At 31.6% G+C, this 17,846-nt stretch carries 17 protein-coding genes and 1 tRNA gene; 6 read left to right on the plus strand and 12 right to left on the minus strand.

What is annotated here, in order from left to right; translation table 11 throughout:
* Positions 1-37 precede the first annotated feature (37 nt).
* On the plus strand, positions 38-595 hold the full coding sequence (locus tag ACAM25_RS05470) for a DUF1404 domain-containing protein (protein ID WP_369611324.1): 558 nt from the start codon (positions 38-40) through the stop codon (positions 593-595).
* A gap of 80 nt (positions 596-675) precedes the next feature.
* Here the strand turns inward: ACAM25_RS05470 and ACAM25_RS05475 are convergent, their stop codons facing one another.
* Entirely contained in the window at positions 676-1,125 is a 450-nt protein-coding gene (locus tag ACAM25_RS05475) for an HPP family protein (RefSeq protein WP_369611325.1), read from the minus strand.
* Positions 1,126-1,244: 119 nt separating this feature from the next.
* Positions 1,245-1,637 (minus strand): hypothetical protein, encoded by a 393-nt coding sequence (locus ACAM25_RS05480; RefSeq protein WP_369611326.1) that lies wholly within the window; start codon positions 1,635-1,637, stop codon positions 1,245-1,247.
* Between the two features lie 236 nt (positions 1,638-1,873).
* On the opposite strand from ACAM25_RS05480, the gene ACAM25_RS05485 reads away from it, so the two are divergent.
* Entirely contained in the window at positions 1,874-2,611 is a 738-nt protein-coding gene (locus ACAM25_RS05485) for a hypothetical protein (protein WP_369611327.1), read from the plus strand.
* 90 nt (positions 2,612-2,701) lie between these two features.
* Here the strand turns inward: ACAM25_RS05485 and ACAM25_RS05490 are convergent, their stop codons facing one another.
* Together ACAM25_RS05490 and ACAM25_RS05495 are read right to left on the minus strand one after the other, a co-directional pair.
* The gene (locus ACAM25_RS05490) at positions 2,702-5,023 is read right to left on the minus strand and encodes a hypothetical protein (protein ID WP_369611328.1); all 2,322 of its coding nucleotides are present in this window, start codon (positions 5,021-5,023) and stop codon (positions 2,702-2,704) included.
* 49 nt (positions 5,024-5,072) lie between these two features.
* Positions 5,073-5,510: a DUF973 family protein gene (locus ACAM25_RS05495; RefSeq protein WP_369611329.1), complete on the minus strand. Its 438-nt coding sequence runs from the start codon at positions 5,508-5,510 to the stop codon at positions 5,073-5,075.
* 220 nt (positions 5,511-5,730) lie between these two features.
* Between ACAM25_RS05495 and ACAM25_RS05500 the strand changes: the two genes are divergently transcribed.
* Positions 5,731-6,435, plus strand: a complete 705-nt coding sequence (locus ACAM25_RS05500) for a hypothetical protein (RefSeq protein ID WP_369611330.1) — start codon at positions 5,731-5,733, stop codon at positions 6,433-6,435.
* Here the strand turns inward: ACAM25_RS05500 and ACAM25_RS05505 are convergent.
* The 3 genes from ACAM25_RS05505 to ACAM25_RS05515 all read right to left on the minus strand — a co-directional run bounded on the left by ACAM25_RS05505 (position 6,400) and on the right by ACAM25_RS05515 (position 9,807).
* Positions 6,400-7,062, minus strand: coding sequence for a hypothetical protein (locus ACAM25_RS05505; RefSeq protein ID WP_369611331.1), 663 nt, complete (start codon positions 7,060-7,062; stop codon positions 6,400-6,402). The two genes, ACAM25_RS05500 and ACAM25_RS05505, sit on opposite strands and share 36 nt — an antisense overlap.
* Positions 7,063-7,581: 519 nt before the next feature.
* Positions 7,582-9,465: a DEAD/DEAH box helicase gene (locus ACAM25_RS05510; protein WP_369611332.1), complete on the minus strand. Its 1,884-nt coding sequence runs from the start codon at positions 9,463-9,465 to the stop codon at positions 7,582-7,584.
* 269 nt (positions 9,466-9,734) lie between these two features.
* Positions 9,735-9,807 (minus strand) — tRNA-Gln (locus tag ACAM25_RS05515).
* A 420-nt stretch (positions 9,808-10,227) separates the two neighbouring features.
* Here ACAM25_RS05515 and ACAM25_RS05520 point away from each other — a divergent pair.
* Complete coding sequence (locus tag ACAM25_RS05520) at positions 10,228-10,560, plus strand: DsrE family protein (protein ID WP_369611333.1); 333 nt, start codon at positions 10,228-10,230, stop codon at positions 10,558-10,560.
* A 39-nt stretch (positions 10,561-10,599) separates the two neighbouring features.
* Positions 10,600-11,325 (plus strand): molybdate ABC transporter substrate-binding protein, encoded by a 726-nt coding sequence (locus ACAM25_RS05525; protein WP_369611334.1) that lies wholly within the window; start codon positions 10,600-10,602, stop codon positions 11,323-11,325.
* A gap of 88 nt (positions 11,326-11,413) precedes the next feature.
* Here ACAM25_RS05525 and ACAM25_RS05530 read toward each other — a convergent pair whose 3' ends face one another.
* From ACAM25_RS05530 to ACAM25_RS05550, 5 genes are all read right to left on the minus strand, one after another.
* On the minus strand, positions 11,414-12,475 hold the full coding sequence (locus ACAM25_RS05530) for an amidohydrolase family protein (RefSeq protein WP_369611335.1): 1,062 nt from the start codon (positions 12,473-12,475) through the stop codon (positions 11,414-11,416).
* Positions 12,468-13,748 (minus strand): glutamine synthetase family protein, encoded by a 1,281-nt coding sequence (locus tag ACAM25_RS05535; protein ID WP_369611336.1) that lies wholly within the window; start codon positions 13,746-13,748, stop codon positions 12,468-12,470. Before ACAM25_RS05535 ends, ACAM25_RS05530 begins: the two co-directional genes overlap by 8 nt.
* A 111-nt stretch (positions 13,749-13,859) precedes the next feature.
* Positions 13,860-14,495: a protein-L-isoaspartate O-methyltransferase gene (locus tag ACAM25_RS05540; RefSeq protein WP_369611337.1), complete on the minus strand. Its 636-nt coding sequence runs from the start codon at positions 14,493-14,495 to the stop codon at positions 13,860-13,862.
* On the minus strand, positions 14,488-16,221 hold the full coding sequence (locus ACAM25_RS05545) for an ATP-binding protein (RefSeq protein ID WP_369611338.1): 1,734 nt from the start codon (positions 16,219-16,221) through the stop codon (positions 14,488-14,490). The genes ACAM25_RS05540 and ACAM25_RS05545 overlap by 8 nt, the downstream gene beginning before the upstream one ends.
* 1 nt (position 16,222) lies before the next feature.
* A complete protein-coding gene (locus tag ACAM25_RS05550) occupies positions 16,223-16,921 on the minus strand; it encodes a DNA double-strand break repair nuclease NurA (protein WP_369611339.1) in 699 nt (232 codons plus the stop codon).
* Here ACAM25_RS05550 and ACAM25_RS05555 point away from each other — a divergent pair.
* On the plus strand, positions 16,896-17,816 hold the full coding sequence (locus ACAM25_RS05555; RefSeq protein ID WP_369611340.1) for a thiamine-phosphate synthase family protein: 921 nt from the start codon (positions 16,896-16,898) through the stop codon (positions 17,814-17,816). The genes ACAM25_RS05550 and ACAM25_RS05555 overlap by 26 nt on opposite strands.
* Positions 17,817-17,846 lie beyond the last annotated feature (30 nt).

The following is a 17,846-nucleotide window of genomic DNA, read 5'->3' on the forward strand; positions in this document are numbered from 1 at the left end:
GAGAAAGATTTTTTATTTTTCTTTCCAATTTTATTTTATGGAAATTGATAAGAAAGAATTAAAAGTTTCACATTTTTTATTACCCATTGGTATTCTAGTCTTATTCCTAAATCCTTATGTTGAAGGACTAGAGAGCAATTATCAGTGGTTATTTATGCTTTCTCATTATGCCATGTTTATAGCTGGATTACTACTAATAAATGGTATAGTTAAAGGTAACTATTTACTTCTCATACCTTCAGCAATTATAGCTGTCTTTTGGCACTTACCATATTATTTTTCTTTAGCAGCTGCTTTTCCCATATATAGGATATTATGTGAACTCTCACTTGTTTTATCTGGAATAATGGCTGGTATAGGTATTAGTAAGCTTTCCTTACTTTACCGTTTTGGATTAGTAATTATATGGATGACAGCAGATACAGCTTACTCAATCATCTTTTTACTAGGAAATCCAGCTTATACTAACGTTGTTTATCCCTTCTCTCCTTATACTGTTTCTCAAGAAATTAATACAGCTATAGCAATGTGGATTATTATGTCAGTAATAATTGCTTATATTGCTGGAAAATTCTTACGTGAGTTACTTTTTTAATTATATTTAATTGGTTATTTTAAGTGGGAATTACCTACTATTCATTATTTCAATAAATTACTTTTTAAGTGAAACTATATTTATTTAATTAACGGTTCTATATAACGTGTAAGCAAATAGTTTACCCCTTCAACTATAATTACACCAGTTAAAACGGGATGAAGAATAAAAAGAGGTGAAACTTTTTCTAATACTGCCAAGAAAGAAGCTAAAATTGATGGTGGATGTTCAATATTTATGAGAACTTCAATGATAAAAGAGACGAAAGCTGAGATCATAGCCATTAATAAACCTGTAAGAGAAAGTAAAACAAATAAAACTCCTATCACAGAGGATATAAGGTACGAAATCATGATCGGAAAACTACGATATTCTCTCCAATCTGGATCTGGGTATTTAGTGGCAGCAGTAGCTAAAAACGGTGGAAGAATATATTCAGTGTGAGTTAATACTGTTACTATGAAAAGAAGGGAAATTGAAATAATCAAATTAAGTATAGCGATAGTTTTCTTTTTTCTTGACGGGAACATACATCTTTCACACTCCGAATTTATGTAATAAAATTTCGAATTTTTCTTTTTATTCCTTATCCAATTATCATATAAAACTATAAGTAATAAAGATAACCACATACGCAAAGTCTTACTTCTCATCTTACCTTCTTTGATTTCGTGAGAGTAAAATATGTAAAGTAACTTATTACTCCGTAAAATATATGAGCCATTACATAGCTTAAAGTTATTTTTATTGGAAATATGAGCAGGTGAATGGGTAAGCTAAATAGTGATAATACAGCAGAACCAAGCAAAAGACCCAAAATAAATGCTGAAAGATAATTACAACTTCTTATCTTCACACTCTCTAGTATTTTTACGGCAACAAGAAATACTACCATTGACGCTATCAAATGGAGTAAAATTCCTAAGAAGATTGAACTTATGTGAAGAATATGAAAGGAGATTGTTGAAAATACGTCGAAGTCGTTAACAAAGAATACCAATTCAGCAATACCGCCTATTAGACCAGATAAAACTGCTTTCATAACTGACTCCATCTCCACCTTGAAGGATAAGGGTTCCCCCTCGTCTGAGGAACAGTTAAGAGACTCAGAAAACCTTTCCCGTCTTAACTTCAAACTACATTTTTCTTTATTTAACAGTACTATTTTTTTTCGTGTCATCCCCGCCTAAAGGCTTTCTGCCCATACTATTGTTAGTATATTCTTCTCAAAATAGAAACTAATCGATAATTTATTAATTCGCTCACTAAGTTTATCTTGTGACTGAGGATATTATTAAGCAAATTATTAGTAATCAAGAGCTAATTGATGCCATCACTAAAAAGGTTTATGAAAAGTTAAAGGATGATGTTGTAATTCAAAGACTTGAGAAACTTGAACAACAAATGGTTGAGATACTGAAGGTTATACAGAACACTAATGATAATCTAGTTTTAATTTGGGAGAAAATGGATTATCATGATACAGTATTAGGAAAACACTCAAACATACTTGATGAACATACTAAATTACTACAAGAGCAAACCAGAATTTTGAACGAGCAAACTAAAGTACTAGAAGATCACACCAAAATATTACTAGAGCAAACTAAATTACTACAAGAGCAAACCAGAATCGTACTAGAACATACTGAGTTATTGAAGGAGCATAGTAAGAAGTTAGATAATATTACTGATGAGTTGAGGAAGATAAGAATTTCACTTGACTCCTTCACTTCTAGGGCGGGCCATTACGTAGAAAAGACTATAATGGAATTATATAAGGAAGCATTAAAGATTCATGGTATTGACCCATCAAATGTGAAACATGGATATGTTGAAGATGTTGTTGGCATAGTGAGTAAGGGGAGAAAGTATGAGATTGACTTTTACGAGACTGATGATATAATCCATCTCTTTGAAGTAAAGAATTTATGTGATGAAGATGCTATTGAACAAATTGAAATTAGGATTAAGTTACTATCCTCACAACAAACAAGAACATTAAACCATACCTAGTTTGTAATTCAATCTTTGACCGTGTAAAAGATGAGGCTGAAAAAGAAGGTATTGTAGTTATTGCTGGAAATGTAATAGAAGACTAACTTGTCACAACATTCTTCTTTTCACTTTACGTGATATTATCGAGTATTTGTATTCTAATAAAAGAAGAACAACAGCTATTACATTTATAATTAACACGGGAGTTAAATCATAATTTGGTGGTGGATAAACCTTTCCTATGATTATATTATATCCAATACTTGGAATAACATCACCCTCAACTGGATAAACAGTTACTGTAACATTTTTAGGATGTAATATTACGTTCTTTATAAAGAGAGAATAAGGAATAAGCTCAAGAGAAACTAAATAAGTTATACGAGAGTCTGGGTGAATAAGCTTAAGCTTACCCGTGGTATATATTTTGCCTAAATAAGTAGTAATGACTTCCATACTCACATTTTGAGTATTAACAGTAAGTGATGCAGTCCCGTTAGAAATCTCAATAACTCCACCTTTTGGATAAGCTACATAAGTTAAGACCACAGCATAACAACCTGGTGAAGTTGAAATATATTCACTTGCTGGAGAACCAACTTGAATTAGTGAAATACCGGGGAATGAAGAAAGGATTGCTTGAGCTCCAGAGTTTACATATATAGTACAACTAAAATTAGTTGGATATGGCAAACGCTGAGCTGGAATTTTTACAGAGTAGTTGTGAAAAACATCAGCCTTTAAATATATTTCCCCACCACAAATAACACCAGCAAGATATTGTGGAGGAACATAAATGTATGGCGGAACTACAGCCACATCTTCGTTTAAATCAGTAACTGGACCAACTAAAATGTAAACGCCTTGAGAAGTAAAATTTGCCCTATAATCAAGGTTCTTAAAGATGTAAATACCGGAAAAGTTTGCAACTAATTTAAGATCTTTTTGTGCAAGGAAATAAGAAATGTTCTTATTTGCCACCACGTACTCTACACCGTAATACTGAAGGATTTCCCCTAGAGAAGTAGTATTATAAAATGGAAGAAAGACTGCGTTAGGAATACCGGCAAAACCTTCAGCAGAATACCACTTACCGTTGTAATATATTGGACCACCATAGACTGCAACCTTAGCACCATGTAAGTATTCAGCAACTTCTACTAGGTTTTTAGGAATAGGAGTTGGAACATAATTACCGTAGTAATTACCAGTAGCATAAGAAGGATAAGAAAAGACTAGTTGAGCAATAATTACTAGGATTACAAACATAATACCAATGAGGCGAGGGATTTCTCTTCTTGTGAGAATTATCTGATCCCCTATGAAGGCAAATGTTAAAAACAATGGGGCTGGTATCATTTCACTTAAATAAGTTGGAAGAATTATCCACATGTAAGGGAAGAAAGGAGTTTGCTTTAACCAATCGTTCAGATAGTAAATGAAGTTAAGTGTGAAAGTATGATTAAAAATTGTAATAGAAGATGAGAGGAAAATAACAAGGAAAATGTAAAGGGAAAAGTAAAAGATAACGTCAGTCTTTATAACCCTCTCAGCATAAAATACTACGCCTAAAATTACGAAAACTGGTAAAAAGAAAGAGAAGAGGTAAGAAAAGAAATAATTACCAGCGTAAAAGTTAACTAAAGGTACGAAAAGACCTATTCCTCTTAAATTATCTGCAAACGAAAAGGTATTATAGTTCAACCAAAGTTGTACAACTGAAATAGAATTACCTATTGACGTATAAACGTGTTGTTGAACAAACAAAGCATAAAAAGTTCTTATGTTTTCCACTACGTATAAGGGTAGAGAAAAGAAAGCAAGCTTAATGTAACGGAAATTTCTTCTTACTAGTTGGTAAATAACGTAAAGGAAAAGTGTTAAGAAAGAGAAAACAAAACCTCTAGGATCAGTAGTAGTTAAGGTTAAAAGAAAAGAAAGAAGAATTGCTCCCTTCAACGTAGATAGTTTGCTTACGTAACTTAAACCAACTAAAAGAATAGGGTATAAAGCAACAAAAGTAACATAATTACTCCAATATGTAAAGTACATAAAAGTAGGAGAAACCACATAAAGAAACGCTGTTAGAAAGGCTATTATATCCTTATACTTACTATTAAGAATATATCTGGTAGCAAAAAACGCTGAAAGATATCCTAGAAAAATTGGATAAGCATAATTTAATTTATCATATATTTGAGGAAATAACTGAAAAATAGAAATAGGAAAATCTGGGTTATCCATTAGAAAAAGTATATTTATTTCTCCGCTAGAGACTAGAGGAGATATATAACCAAGTAATGAAGGGTAAGAATCTCTGACAAAAATTAATCCCGAAGAAAGAAGAGTTTGCCTAAGTATAAATAATGTAGAAAGAAGAGCTAGTAAAAATGAAGTTATGTAAATAAAAAATGCTCGTTTATACATCACTTATCACAAATAGATAAAAAGAAAAAATAACTTAAAAACTAGTTCATTATTACTGGTATACTACAGATACAGATACTGATTGTCCGTCACTTAATCCTAAGCTTATTGTGTAAGTAGAACCTGGTTCTAGAGTTTGTGATACGTCATTACTAGCTATTGATATAGTTATTGTATTTGCTCCAGCAGATAAACTAGCACCTACTGAGGCTGGTGATGTTTGTACTCCAGATATCAGAGCATTCTCAACAACTACATTTCCAGTTGAATGTAAAGTTATTACAGCTACGTAGTTACCATTGCTATAAATCATTGTTCCTGTTCCTACTTGTGTTACTGTTGGCGTGCCACCAAATGCACCGAATAGACCGAAAGCAAATCTTACAACTACTAAAGCTATTATTACTGATGCAATTACTAATATTAATGCTGTTACAGCACCACTAAGACCTTTCTTGTTTTTCCTTGCCTTTGTGAGGGCCTTAATCATTTTTTCTCAATTAAATCATTTGCTAAATGTCTATATAAATTTTTCTATCGTAACTGTTTAAGAGAAAAACTAATAAATCAATTAAGAAAGTGATGAGAGTACAAATAAAAATAATGACTATATATGAAAGATAGGGAACTTAATTATATTAGATAATTTCCATTCTGCAACTTTGAAATTAATATATAAACTTAAATAGACTACTACATAAAAAAATATTATGAAAAGTAGTAGATTGGTTTTTCTCTTTATATTATTACTTCCTTTCTTATCAGTTACTTTAATTACTCATTCTGAATTTTCCGTTGGTACATTTTTTGCATACAATCAAACGGTTATTATGCTTTTACCTAATGGTACAACAACTACTCTACATGAGGTAATTTTACAAAAAGTTGATAAAATATTCTCTAACGGTACAATGGAGATTAATGTTACTGTTTATAATGTTGCAGAAAAATATTATTTACCTCCAACTATTTCGTTAAACAATATTTCCTTTCCTATAAATTTTTACTATATTCCACCTTCACTTTTAGGTGAACAATGTATTCATAGAGGTGGTGCTCCATTACGTTTTATTAACTACTCTAACGGTATTTATTTATATAATGATAATTATACACTTGAGGGGGTTAAAATTGTGTTTAATATGTGGGTTAATAAAGATGGTATTGCGGTAAAAGTACAAACGTTACAAATTGGAGTAAATAAAGTTTTAGTAAGTAATGCTACTGCAATACTCTGGAAAACAAACTACTATAATACTTCAGTTACTCCTCCAACATTTAAAGGCTATACTGAAGCAAAAGTTGTTACAATGAATATTAATGATCTTCCGATTGTAACGGCAGAGAAACTAATGAAGTATATTATTATTACTGGAGTATTAGCTATTGTTCTTATACTTCTTTTTAGAAAATAATTTATAAACTGAAATTAGAACTACTCCTACTACAAGAAAAGAGAGAATATAATTCTGTATTGTTCCGTTAATGCTAGTGACTGTTATTGGGGATGTAACTCTCGTTAACCCAGATGGAAAGTAAATTTTCGCATTGGGACTTATTAAGTTACTAGAATATAGAACGAACGTATTATTGCTAACTAAACCGTTTATTCCATATTGCAAAAACACTATCTTATAAGGTACTCCACTTTCGTTAACGTAATAATATGTTATTACTGTAACTAGTTGAGCTGGATGTTGGGTATTTTCGTAAACATAATATCCGTCTTGTTCACCTATAAGGGTAAAAGTAAGATTTCCTCTTTGCACCACCTTTTCTCCTACTTGAGGGAAAAAGTAAAGAGAAGTTGGAGAGCTTAAATTATTGTAAACGATTAAGGGTCCAGCATACTGAGAGTAGTTAAGATTAATGAGATAGAACTCGTACTTCACTGTACCATTAGGAAAAATGTTAGTAACGTTTTCGATCAATAGTCCGTATATTGTTTTTCCGTCAGATGCAAAATATGAAATTGTTTTGTACTCTATAAAAAACGGGTGATGGGGAAGAACAAGAATTAATAAAAGAAGAAACGGAAGCATAATCTCACTCATCATAAAAACATTTCATCACTTCTTTTTCCTCAGACCTGGCCACTCTAATCATCAATAAAAACTCGTATAAATAGCTATTAAATCTTCTTTTTGAAATTTCACCGTTTAATACAGTTTCCTTAAAGCTGAAATTTAATTCTTCAGTTCATTTTTAGACCTTACCTTATATGGATGATAAATTCTCAAGTGAAATTCAAGATGTATACTTACCTTGGAGTTTTTGCACAAAGAATATGGAGGATCGTGACTTCAATGAAATCCAAGAATTGAATATAAGAAGAGATCCAAATATTCTTCCTTGAGTTAGTATGCAAATTGTATAACTAACTGAAGCTTAGCTTCTAAACAATGTTAAAAGTGTGAGAATCTTTTTCAGTGAACCTTAACGATCTTTATTCTATTTCTTATAGAATTACATAATTAAACGACTATGTTACTATAGTTCATTTTCATAATATGCATAGTCTTTTTACTTCAGTACAGTTTAAAACTTATTCATTCCTTTCTTTATTTATATTCTTTCCACTTGTAATCTTCTGTAATTATTCCGATCTGTTTCAATGCTTCTACTCTGGGATCATCTTTATATATACTTTTTCCATAATTTTCATTGACAAATTCTCTTAGCTCTATCTGATATCTTTTACAGAAATTAAACTCTCCTAGTTTTAGTAAATTAGAAACAACACAAAGTTCTTCTAAACTTTTTATCCCCTTTTGAATAATTATTTTAGCTTTATCCTTATCAATACCTAACTTAACTAAAGTGACCCCAAACTTTGGTAAGCCATATTTTACGCTTTCGTAAAATTCTAAAGCTTCTTTGGCTTTCTTATGTCCTAATGCTTTTAATACTCTATATAAGGCAAAGGATATCCATCTGGCATTAGAAATTACCTCTTCTATGTCTTTTGCCGATAATTTCAAGCATAGGGTAGATATATCTTCACCGTTTATCCATCTCTTAAGTAATTCTTTTCCTTCCTCACAGCCCCTAAGTGATTGAGCAACTTCTGGAGATGATACTAAAACATCTAGGAAATCAAAGTCATCAGTGTTAACTGGAAATCCCTTTAACGCCATAACGTCAATATAACTTAACGAAACAGCTTTGCCCAGAGGTGTTAATATAATATTCCCATTATTTTCAAAAGTTATTAAACCTAGAGAATGCAAATAGTCTATTGATGGTTTTACTTCTTTCCCTTTGAAGTGCAAACTTCCTTCTTTTATCGTATTTTCTATCTCTTCCTCTTTTGCCTTATTTAACCAGCTTATCACTCCTAGGGTTAAGTTTTCTAAAGTGTATTCAATTCCTCCTATTTCCTCTTTTACCTCACTCTTATAATATTTCTTAACAACTTTGTCCATTTCCTTAATAGTGTCAGTTATTACTATTGCCATTCCCTCTTTATCAAAACCTGGTCTTCCAGCTCTTCCAGCTATTTGTTTAAATTCTGCTGGAGTTAATTCTCTCCATCCTTTAAACTCTCCCTTTTCGTTCGAGTCTGGTAGTGTTATATCATAAAATACTGTTGCATAAACTGGTAAGTTAACTCCTTGTCCTAAGGCTGTTGTCGATACTAAAACTTTAATTTCACCTTTTATGAATTGTTCTACTGTCTTATCCCTAATTTCAAATGGTAAACCTGAATGATAAGGAAGAGCTGGTATGGAGAATTTTCTTAAAGTTTCTGCTAAAGTTTCGGCTGAATTTCTACTCCTCACGAAAACTAAGGCGTTTTTATTTAAGGCAAGTATGTAATTAAGTACACCTAAAAGTAGGTCAAGTTTTACGTTTTTTAAACCTCTTTTTTCAATTGAAATTATTCTATTATCATCATAACATCTTATTAAAAAAGGGAAGGCAACGCATTCATGTAAAGGAACTTTTCTCTTTTCTATTTTAATTAGCTCAGCATTCAACCACTTTCTATAATTTTCTAAATCTCCTATAGTCGCACTTAAGCCTATAATTGGTACTGAATTATGTTTTGCCCACAAAACTATGTCTTCTATTGGTAATCCTCTATCACTTTCTACGTTATGTATTTCATCAATTATAACTAAGCTGATTTCTTTTAACCATGGATAATTGTGTCTTATTGCACTATCAAATTTTTCATAAGTAGTTAATAAGGCATCAGAGTTAAAGTACCTTAGATCGTCCTCATAAACGTCAGAATCAATGTATTTCGCATTTCTTTTTATTGCTTTATAGACTTCTCTAGATAGAGCTTTAAGGGGAGAAACGTAAACTACTATCCTTTCTTCCTCATTAAGCAAATACTTAGCTATATGAGTTTTACCAGAACCAGTTGGAGCAGAAATTAAATAACTATTACCGTGATTATAAGAGTTCTTGAAAAGGGTAAATAAGTCAGATGACATAAAAAGAAGTCACTTGGTTGACTTATATTGCTTATGTTTGAATGAAAGTGATATACCTAAGGAAACAAAGACAAAGGCTAATATAATCTCGGTAATTTCTAAAGCTATAAGTATAGTTCCTTGATCCATAATTTTAGTATCACTTTTGAATTGTTTTTATCCCTTTTTGCTCATGAATTAAATGGTAAAATTATCTTTCTCTTAAAAAAGATTTTCCCTTACTTATCTCAGTTTAGAAGTGTTGAGGAGTCAGACGAAAAGAAAAGAGGTAGCCGGGCAGGGATTCGAACCCTGGTCCGAGGGGCCAGAGCCCTCGATCCTTGACCGCTAGACGACCCGGCTAATTCTATATATTATGTCATATGTTTTAAATCTTACGGAATTTAAGCATCATTAAATTTCATTTATTTTGTATCCATTATCTATCCGTGAACTTCCTCGAATATCTAATCATACTTCTCTATCTCCTTCACTAACAATAAGGGAAAAATATCTTTAGTTAATTTCAATGTTACCCAGAAATTTATCTAAAGTGAAGTTTTTAATTATAGTCTATGCTAAGAATATTAATTTTCACGTTTTAGGGACATTTTCAATGACACTCAGAGAAGATTTACACGTTATTCATTTCAAAAAGTCTTTGTTATCTCAGACAAATCAAACCCATTTATTTTAACAATATAAAATTCTAGAAATAACTTATATATTAGTGATGACTCTTATAATGATTAGGTAAATTAGTAAGATGCCTTATTTAATTTTATGCCATTAAATGTTATTGTTCAAATCAAGGATGAAGATAAAGTTATGCAAGGTTTAAGGTCAGTAATTAACCTATATAATGATTTAAAAGATGCTGTTATAGAGGTGGTTTTCCATCAATCAGCAATTAAAGCATTACTTAAGGATAGTAACTTTAGGGAAATAATAGAGGATTTAATGAGTAAGGGTATTATAATAGTTGGTTGTGAAAATAGTATTAAAGCCCAGAAGATAAAGGAGGATTCGTTAATATCGGGTATTAGGATTGTTACTTCTGGTGTTGGTGAAATAGTAAGGAAACAAAGTGAGGGATGGATTTATCTTGTGGTGTGAAGAGAAGAGTTTATGAATTTCTTTATTTATTTTTAATTTATGGATCTTACTCTTTCGAATTTTGATATATTACTTGACTTCTGGGGAAGTACTGATGGATTAAAGATGTCTTTTTCTGGTAATCAATGGTTTGTTTTGCCTGATATTCTTTCTTTTCTAGATAAGAAAGGGATAAAAGCATATATTGAAACTATTCCTCCTGGACTTGTTAGGAGAAGGGCTGAAGGAGAGAAAATTAAAGTTGGTAACTTAGAAATATCATTTAAACCGGAAATAGTTTCTTTACCTACATCTTTATTGCAAGGTCTTAAGATCAAAAAGAGTAAGGAATATGTTGAAAATACTATGGTTATTGTTTATAAAGAGGGATTAAAAGTAAAGGATTGGTGCGATTTAAATAATCTTTCTCGTGTTGCTATTCCTAACCCAGAGACTGAAGGTATTGGGCAAATCTTCAAAGAGATTTACACTGAGGTTTGTGGAAATTATGAGAATTTAGCAAGTAAAGTTTACTTTACTAAGGTTCACCATAGGGAAATTCCTTATATGCTTTCTTCTGGTTCTATTAATGCTGGTGTTGTTTGGAAAACTGAAGCCTTATATTGGAAATTTAATTATATTGAACCAGAAAAGAATAAGGTTGGTAAGCTTGCATTTGCTTTGTTAGAAAATGCTAGTGAACAAGCTGAAATTGTTTTTAATTTGCTCTTTTCTGATGAGGTTAAATCTATTTACGAAAAATATGGTTTTAAATGGGTAGGCTAAAAATTGAAATTCTTACGAACTAGATTAATTGTGACAATCTCTTTTTATCAACTAATGTTTTTTAGCAGTTTAAGCATAAACTGTCAAACTAAAATTGATAAAGTTCTTCAGCATTTTTATAAAAGAATCTCTCCTCAATTTCTTTTAAATCTTTCTCGTCTATAAGGTCTCTCCTTATAAATTCTGATTTGAGTTCCTCAAAACTTTCCTTAGCTAACTTTGCCCCTAACCATGCTATTTCTGGTACGTTAAACGCATCTGAACCATATAACACTTTATTAGCTGGGGAAACTTCAAAAATCTCCTTCATTACGTTAAATGTTGATAAAGGAGCAAAAGGATTGAATTGTGAAATATCTAAATAAACTGATGGAAATATATAGCTCATCCAAGCTGATTCTCTATGGTAAGGATAACCAGCGTGAACGAAGACTATTTTCCCTTCGTATTTTCTTACTATATCAGTTAAATATGAAGGACGAGAGAGTTCAAATTTTATATCCCTATCTCCTGCACCAGTGTGAATTTGAACTGGGACTTTTAACTCTTTAGCAATTTGAAGTGTTTTACATACTAGATAATCTCTAAAGGCCTTAGCTTTTTTACCAAACCAGTCCCTTTCTTTACTATAAAAGTCTTCAAAGGCTTTACTTTCATTACAAGAAATTTTTAAACCAGTACGATAAGCTATTATTGTCTTAAAACCTACGTAGCCCTCTTTAACTTTACCTCTCAAAGTCTCTTCAAAGTACTCTATCGCTTTATCAAATGATTTCTTAAACAGATCGTCATTTATAATTTTTTCAATTCTAAAAAGAAGTTTATATTTAACTGGTATTTCCATTTCTTTTTTGCCAAAGCCTTCATCAATTATAATCCCTTCTATTCCAGCATCTTTAAAAAGGAATTTAACGTAATTTACTGGATCATCTTTTATCATTCTGTTTCTCTCTTCTATGAAATTCTCCCCCAAAAGCTTCTTTATTCTGTGTTTTAATGCTAGAAAAAACGGCTTCAAAAGATTCATTGTAACTACATCTGCATTTATCTCACCTTCAAGCCAACTTTCTGCAGTTGCTAAGGCTAACTCTTTTTCACTCATTGGTTTAGCTGAAAACCAATGAGCATGATCATCAATTATTTTAAACATATCTATACACTTCGTACTCCCAATCTGTTACCAAACTTTCATATTCTTCAACTTCAGCCATTTTAACTTTTATAAACTCCTCTACAATGTCTTTCCCAATTCTTTCTACTAGTCTAGTATCCTTCTTTAACTCTTGTAGTGCTTCCCTTAGATTCCTAGGTATGTCCTCTATGTCCTTCCTATAGTATGCGTTTTCATTTACTGGAGTTGGCGGTTTTAATCCTCTTTCGATTCCATCCATTCCAGCTTCAATAAATGCGGAAAGAAGTAAGTAGGGATTTGTTGTAGGATCTGGCACTCTGTACTCAATTCTTCTATCTTGCATACTCATACCAGGATAAGGAGTTGGTATTCTCAACATTGCACTTTTGTTATTATATCCATAAGTTATCTTTGTGGGTGCCCAAGATCCTGGAACTAACCTTTTATAAGAATTAATTGTTGGTGCAGAAATTGCAGCTAATGCTTTAGCATGTTCAATTATGCCAGCAATGAAATTGTAAGCTAAGTCGCTTAAACCGTATTTATCATTGCTGTTGAAAAACAAGTTCTTATCTCCTTTCCATATGCTAAAGTTTAAATGTAATCCAGAACCAGCCATTTTATTGAAGGGTTTTGGCATAAAGTTTGCTTCTACTCCATATTTGCTTGCTACTTGTCTAGCTATTTCTTTAAATATTACAACTTCATCCGCACTTCTCATAGCTTCTTTATGTAAAATATCAAACTCATATTGTCCCGGACCATACTCTTTGATAACTCTAAGTGGTATTATCCCTACGCTTTTTGCTGTTTTAGCTATTTCTGGAATTATTTGGTTTGTATAATAAGCTCTAGAATCAAAACATCGTGCGTCGTCATAGGGTTTTTTGTCTTTAACTAAGTAGAACTCGATTTCAAATGAGGATTTGGACTCATATTCATTATATTTATCAAGTTTACTCTTAAGTAAACTTCTAGGGTCAAAAGTCCATGGAGAATCTCCTTTATATAAATAACATAATACCATAGCTGAAGGAGGAAAGATTGAGAGTGAAGATAAGTCTGGTTTTAAAAATACATCCTCATCTTGTGGTCCAAAACTACCATATGGAGAAATGTAATCCATTGGCGTAAAGCTCATCATTGCCATTGTTAGCCCAATTCCAGTTTTCACTAGACTATCAACTTCATCTACATATGCACCTTTAGATCTTATAAGTCCATCAAGACCAACCCATGTAAAACGTAAAATGTCCACGTTATTTTTCCTTAGTAATTCACTTACGCTCATATTTTTAATAAATGAAAAGGAAATTTATAAGCAGTGATGAGGAAAGATTCTCTGAATGATGAGGAGGGTCTTGAGCGCTGATCTTAATATTCTCTTATCGCTTTGTTTCATTCAGTTTATCCAGTAGCCACAAATTCCTCTTAATGGAGAGAAAATTACATCAAAATACCTTATAATTATTGGTGTCTGTGCCTTTACTATTTTATATAATCCTTGTCTATCTTTCTTGTCTGTAATAGGAACTACGATTACCCCTTTATCTTTCATTTGTAAATAAATTGGAAAAGGGAATGTTGGTGATGCTGCCCAAATTATTGCTTTATCATATGGTTGTGCTTTGTCATAGCCTATACTTCCGTCCCCAAAAATTAAATTTACATTATACTCTTTTAAATTGGTTTTTGCAATGTTAAACATTTCTTCATCATACTCTAACGTATAAACGTTCTTATCCCCAACTATTTCAGCAATTAAGGCTGTATAATAACCAGTACCAGTACCTACTTCAAGTACTTTTTCATCTCTTTTTAAATCAAGTATATCTAGCATTTTTAAGCCAAGGCTTAGTGCTGTTGTGGTATAATTTTTAGTTATTTGTAATGGTTCATCAATGTGCTTTAATGAATAAGCTTTATCTCTAATTTTTTCAGGGAGAAATTTTCTTCTATCTACTTTTATGAAGGCGTTAATTAGCTCTTGGCTCATTATAAATGTTTTCACATAGTATATTATTTCTTCATCAACCATGCTTCAAGTTCTCCTTAAGTTCAATTAGGTTGTTTTCAGCTTTAAATATAACTGGTATATCCTCCTTTAATGCAGCCTTAAAACTAACAATCATCCATTGTCCTACATCAAACTCCAATGTTTTATCTACTAAAGAGTCTGAAATTCCAAAAGTCTCAGCTATTAATTGTCTATCATAAGGCCTAGGTAAAGTACTAATGAAATATGTGTGAAGTTGTTGTAAAACGTTTGTATTTAAATATGCTAATCTTTGGGTACTAATTAATCCGTGCAAATAGTATTTTCTTCCATGTCTAAGTAATTTTTCTACTGCATTTGATGATGCTTCACTATTATCTTTTTGCCTAGTATCAAATGGAATAAACTCTTGAGCTTCATCAAGGACAAAGAGTATAGTTGGAGTTGATGAATAAGATCTTTTTCTTCTCATGAAGATTTGTTCAATTAAAAGAGATACTATGAGCCTTGCATCATCCATGTTAGGAGATTCTATTATGAAAAGTCTTGGGGATTCTTGAGAGCTATCTAAAGCCTCTATTGCCAATGCCTCTATGTCATATTCTTCAGTAGTCACAGGCTCTTGATTAACATAACTCTTTATTGCTGAAATGAATGTGAAAATAGCAGAGTTTTCCCTCAAGTTAGCTTCTCTAGCCTTTGTCTCGATCTCAGATAGTAAATCGTTAATATTGTCATCTACAATATCATCTTTAGTTAACTTTCTTTCTCTCATTAATTTATCAAGTTGTTGAAGTAACATGAGGAAGAAGGGCTTTTGTGCTGTTGCAACGTATTTATCATCAACTTGGTTTCTTATCATATCTATTAATTGCCCATAAGTTAAGTAAAGAGTTCCTTGAGGAGGAATGTATAACTTTCTTAACTTATCTTGTGTATAAAGTTTCTCAAAGGCTTTTCTTATTTCCTCTCTGTAGTCATTAAGTTCTTCTGGTATTACATGAGTCCTTATTAGCCTTCTTCCAGCGTCAATATCATTGTTTGGTAATCTATCTAAAGTTATTAGTCTAGAGTTAAGTTTCAGAAGCTGATCTAATAAAAGGATTGCGTATTCCATTGATACATCTACAATTATCACCTTTAACTCCGGAATTGTCTGTAATGCTTTTCTAACTAATAAAGCAGTAAGATTTGATTTTCCAGAACCAGTATAAGCAAATACTCCTATATGATATTTTATAGCTTTTCTTAGGCTTATCTTTAAATCAACGTTCTCATTAACTACTTTTCCAATATTTACTCCATCTTCATAAAAGATGAACTTTTCAAATGCATCTGGAGAAAACAATTTTGCTTTAGAGCCTAACAAGGGTGGAATATAACCCTTTGAAAACTTTATTTCGCCATCTTGTATTTCTAATATGTAACCAACTGGTGAAGCATAAACTTCTATCCAAGATTCACTTGAGTTCCAACTTTCTTCAACCCTTCTCATTATTTCATCTCTCAACTCTTTCGGTACATTCCCATCTAAGTTAATCATTGCATAATGTAAAGGAAGATAATCGACTACCTCGAGTAGTAAATACTTATTTTGTTTTACAGTTTCAACAGCTAGCAATTTTCCCGGGTCAATCATAATATCCCTAGAGAAAGGGAATTCAATTATGAAGGTTCTAAATGAAATTGAACCTCTTCCGTCAGCTGTAGGCCTAGTAAACACTTTTATTTCTCTTAATCTTCCTTCAGTATCAAGGAATAACTGCATTTTATTTCCTCCTATTCTTTTCTATTATACCCCTAAATTGCCTATATTTCTGAGGAAACTTAGATATAATAAAATCTAATGTTTTTATGTATTTATCTCTATAATATTTGGCAACTTTATCAGCTAAGAATAATGGATAATTATAACCTAATGCTTCTGGTATTGGTTCTTTGCCTAGAGTGAACAAGACACTAAGTATTTCATCCCAATTTTTATTTAATGTGGTTTCAATTAAGAAGACCCATGAAAAAGGAAAAAGCTTGAAGTATGCTCCCCTAATTTTACCTTTAGTATAAACTGGGACTAACCAAGGTGTTTCATAGTCCATTTCTATTCTTTCTGAAGGATCTTTTATTATTGCAATTACGTTCTCTCTTTCATATTCGTCCATACTGATTTTTCTATCTAAAAACAAAATTTCTGAACTAGATTTATCAGCTTGCTCATATTCCATCTTTCTCATTTCTTCCTCTGGTTTGCAGTCTTCACAAATTTTTTCTTCATAACTTATTTTAGAAATTAAAATCTTATTACTAACTACTTCACCGTCTACTTTACTTACTACAATATAAGCCACATTCCCATGAGTGTATTGAACTTCATGAAAACTTCCATCTATTGCTGAAAATGTGAAATTCCATTCACCATATTTACCTTTGATCAAATTAATAATTGTGGTAAAAACTCCATTAGAGCTCATTACAGATAGTCTCCTACCTACAATTAAGGTATTGATAGCTAAAAAACTTAGAGAATTAGGAATGAGCCAAAACAGAATTGCAAGTTTACTCGGTGTTACTCAGCCAGCTGTAAAGCAATACCTTGATGAAAATGACAAGGAACAATATGAGAAACTAAAGGAAATGGGATTACAAGAAGAAGAAATAAATAATATAATAGAAGATTTAGTAGAATTATTGAACAATGGGGATGTTAAAAGTGCTATGTATTACATTACTGATGTTGGATTAAAATATTTATCAGAATTAAGATTCTGTAAATTCCATAAAGAGAAAGATAAGTATATTCCTTCTGATTGCGATATTTGTAGATATATTTATAGACAAAATGAAGAGGAGAGAATGGAAATTGCATTAAGTATGTTACAAAATGAATTAATTACTCCATTAATCCCAGAGGTTTTAAGTAACATAGCTTTTGCAAGAAAGAATCCTAAAGGAATAAACGATATTTTGGCCGTTGAAGGAAGAATTACTAAAGTTAAAGGATTACCAACTCCTGTATCTAATCCTTCCTGGGGAGCAAGCAAGCATTTAGCTACTATTTTATTGAAGGTTGTTCATAAAGATGCAAGTATAAGGTCTGTTATGAATATAAAATATGATGAGAAAATTGATAAGGCTTTAAAACTTTTAGGCTTTAAAACTGCTTATGTAGGTCCTAGCGATGATAATGATGATGAAAGTATTTCAAATTTAATTTTTTCAGCATTTAGTGAGGGAATTGATTGCATAGTTCACTTAGGAGGAAAGGGATTGGAACCAATAACTTATATATTTGGTAAGGATCCAGTTGAAGTAGTAAAAAAGGTTATAGAAATTGGTAAAAAATACAGAGAGTTAACCGAAAATTAATTAGGAGTAAGTAATACTAAATCTGTTTTA

This window comes from Sulfurisphaera javensis, assembly GCF_041154675.1.
Classification (GTDB): domain Archaea; phylum Thermoproteota; class Thermoprotei_A; order Sulfolobales; family Sulfolobaceae; genus Sulfurisphaera; species Sulfurisphaera javensis.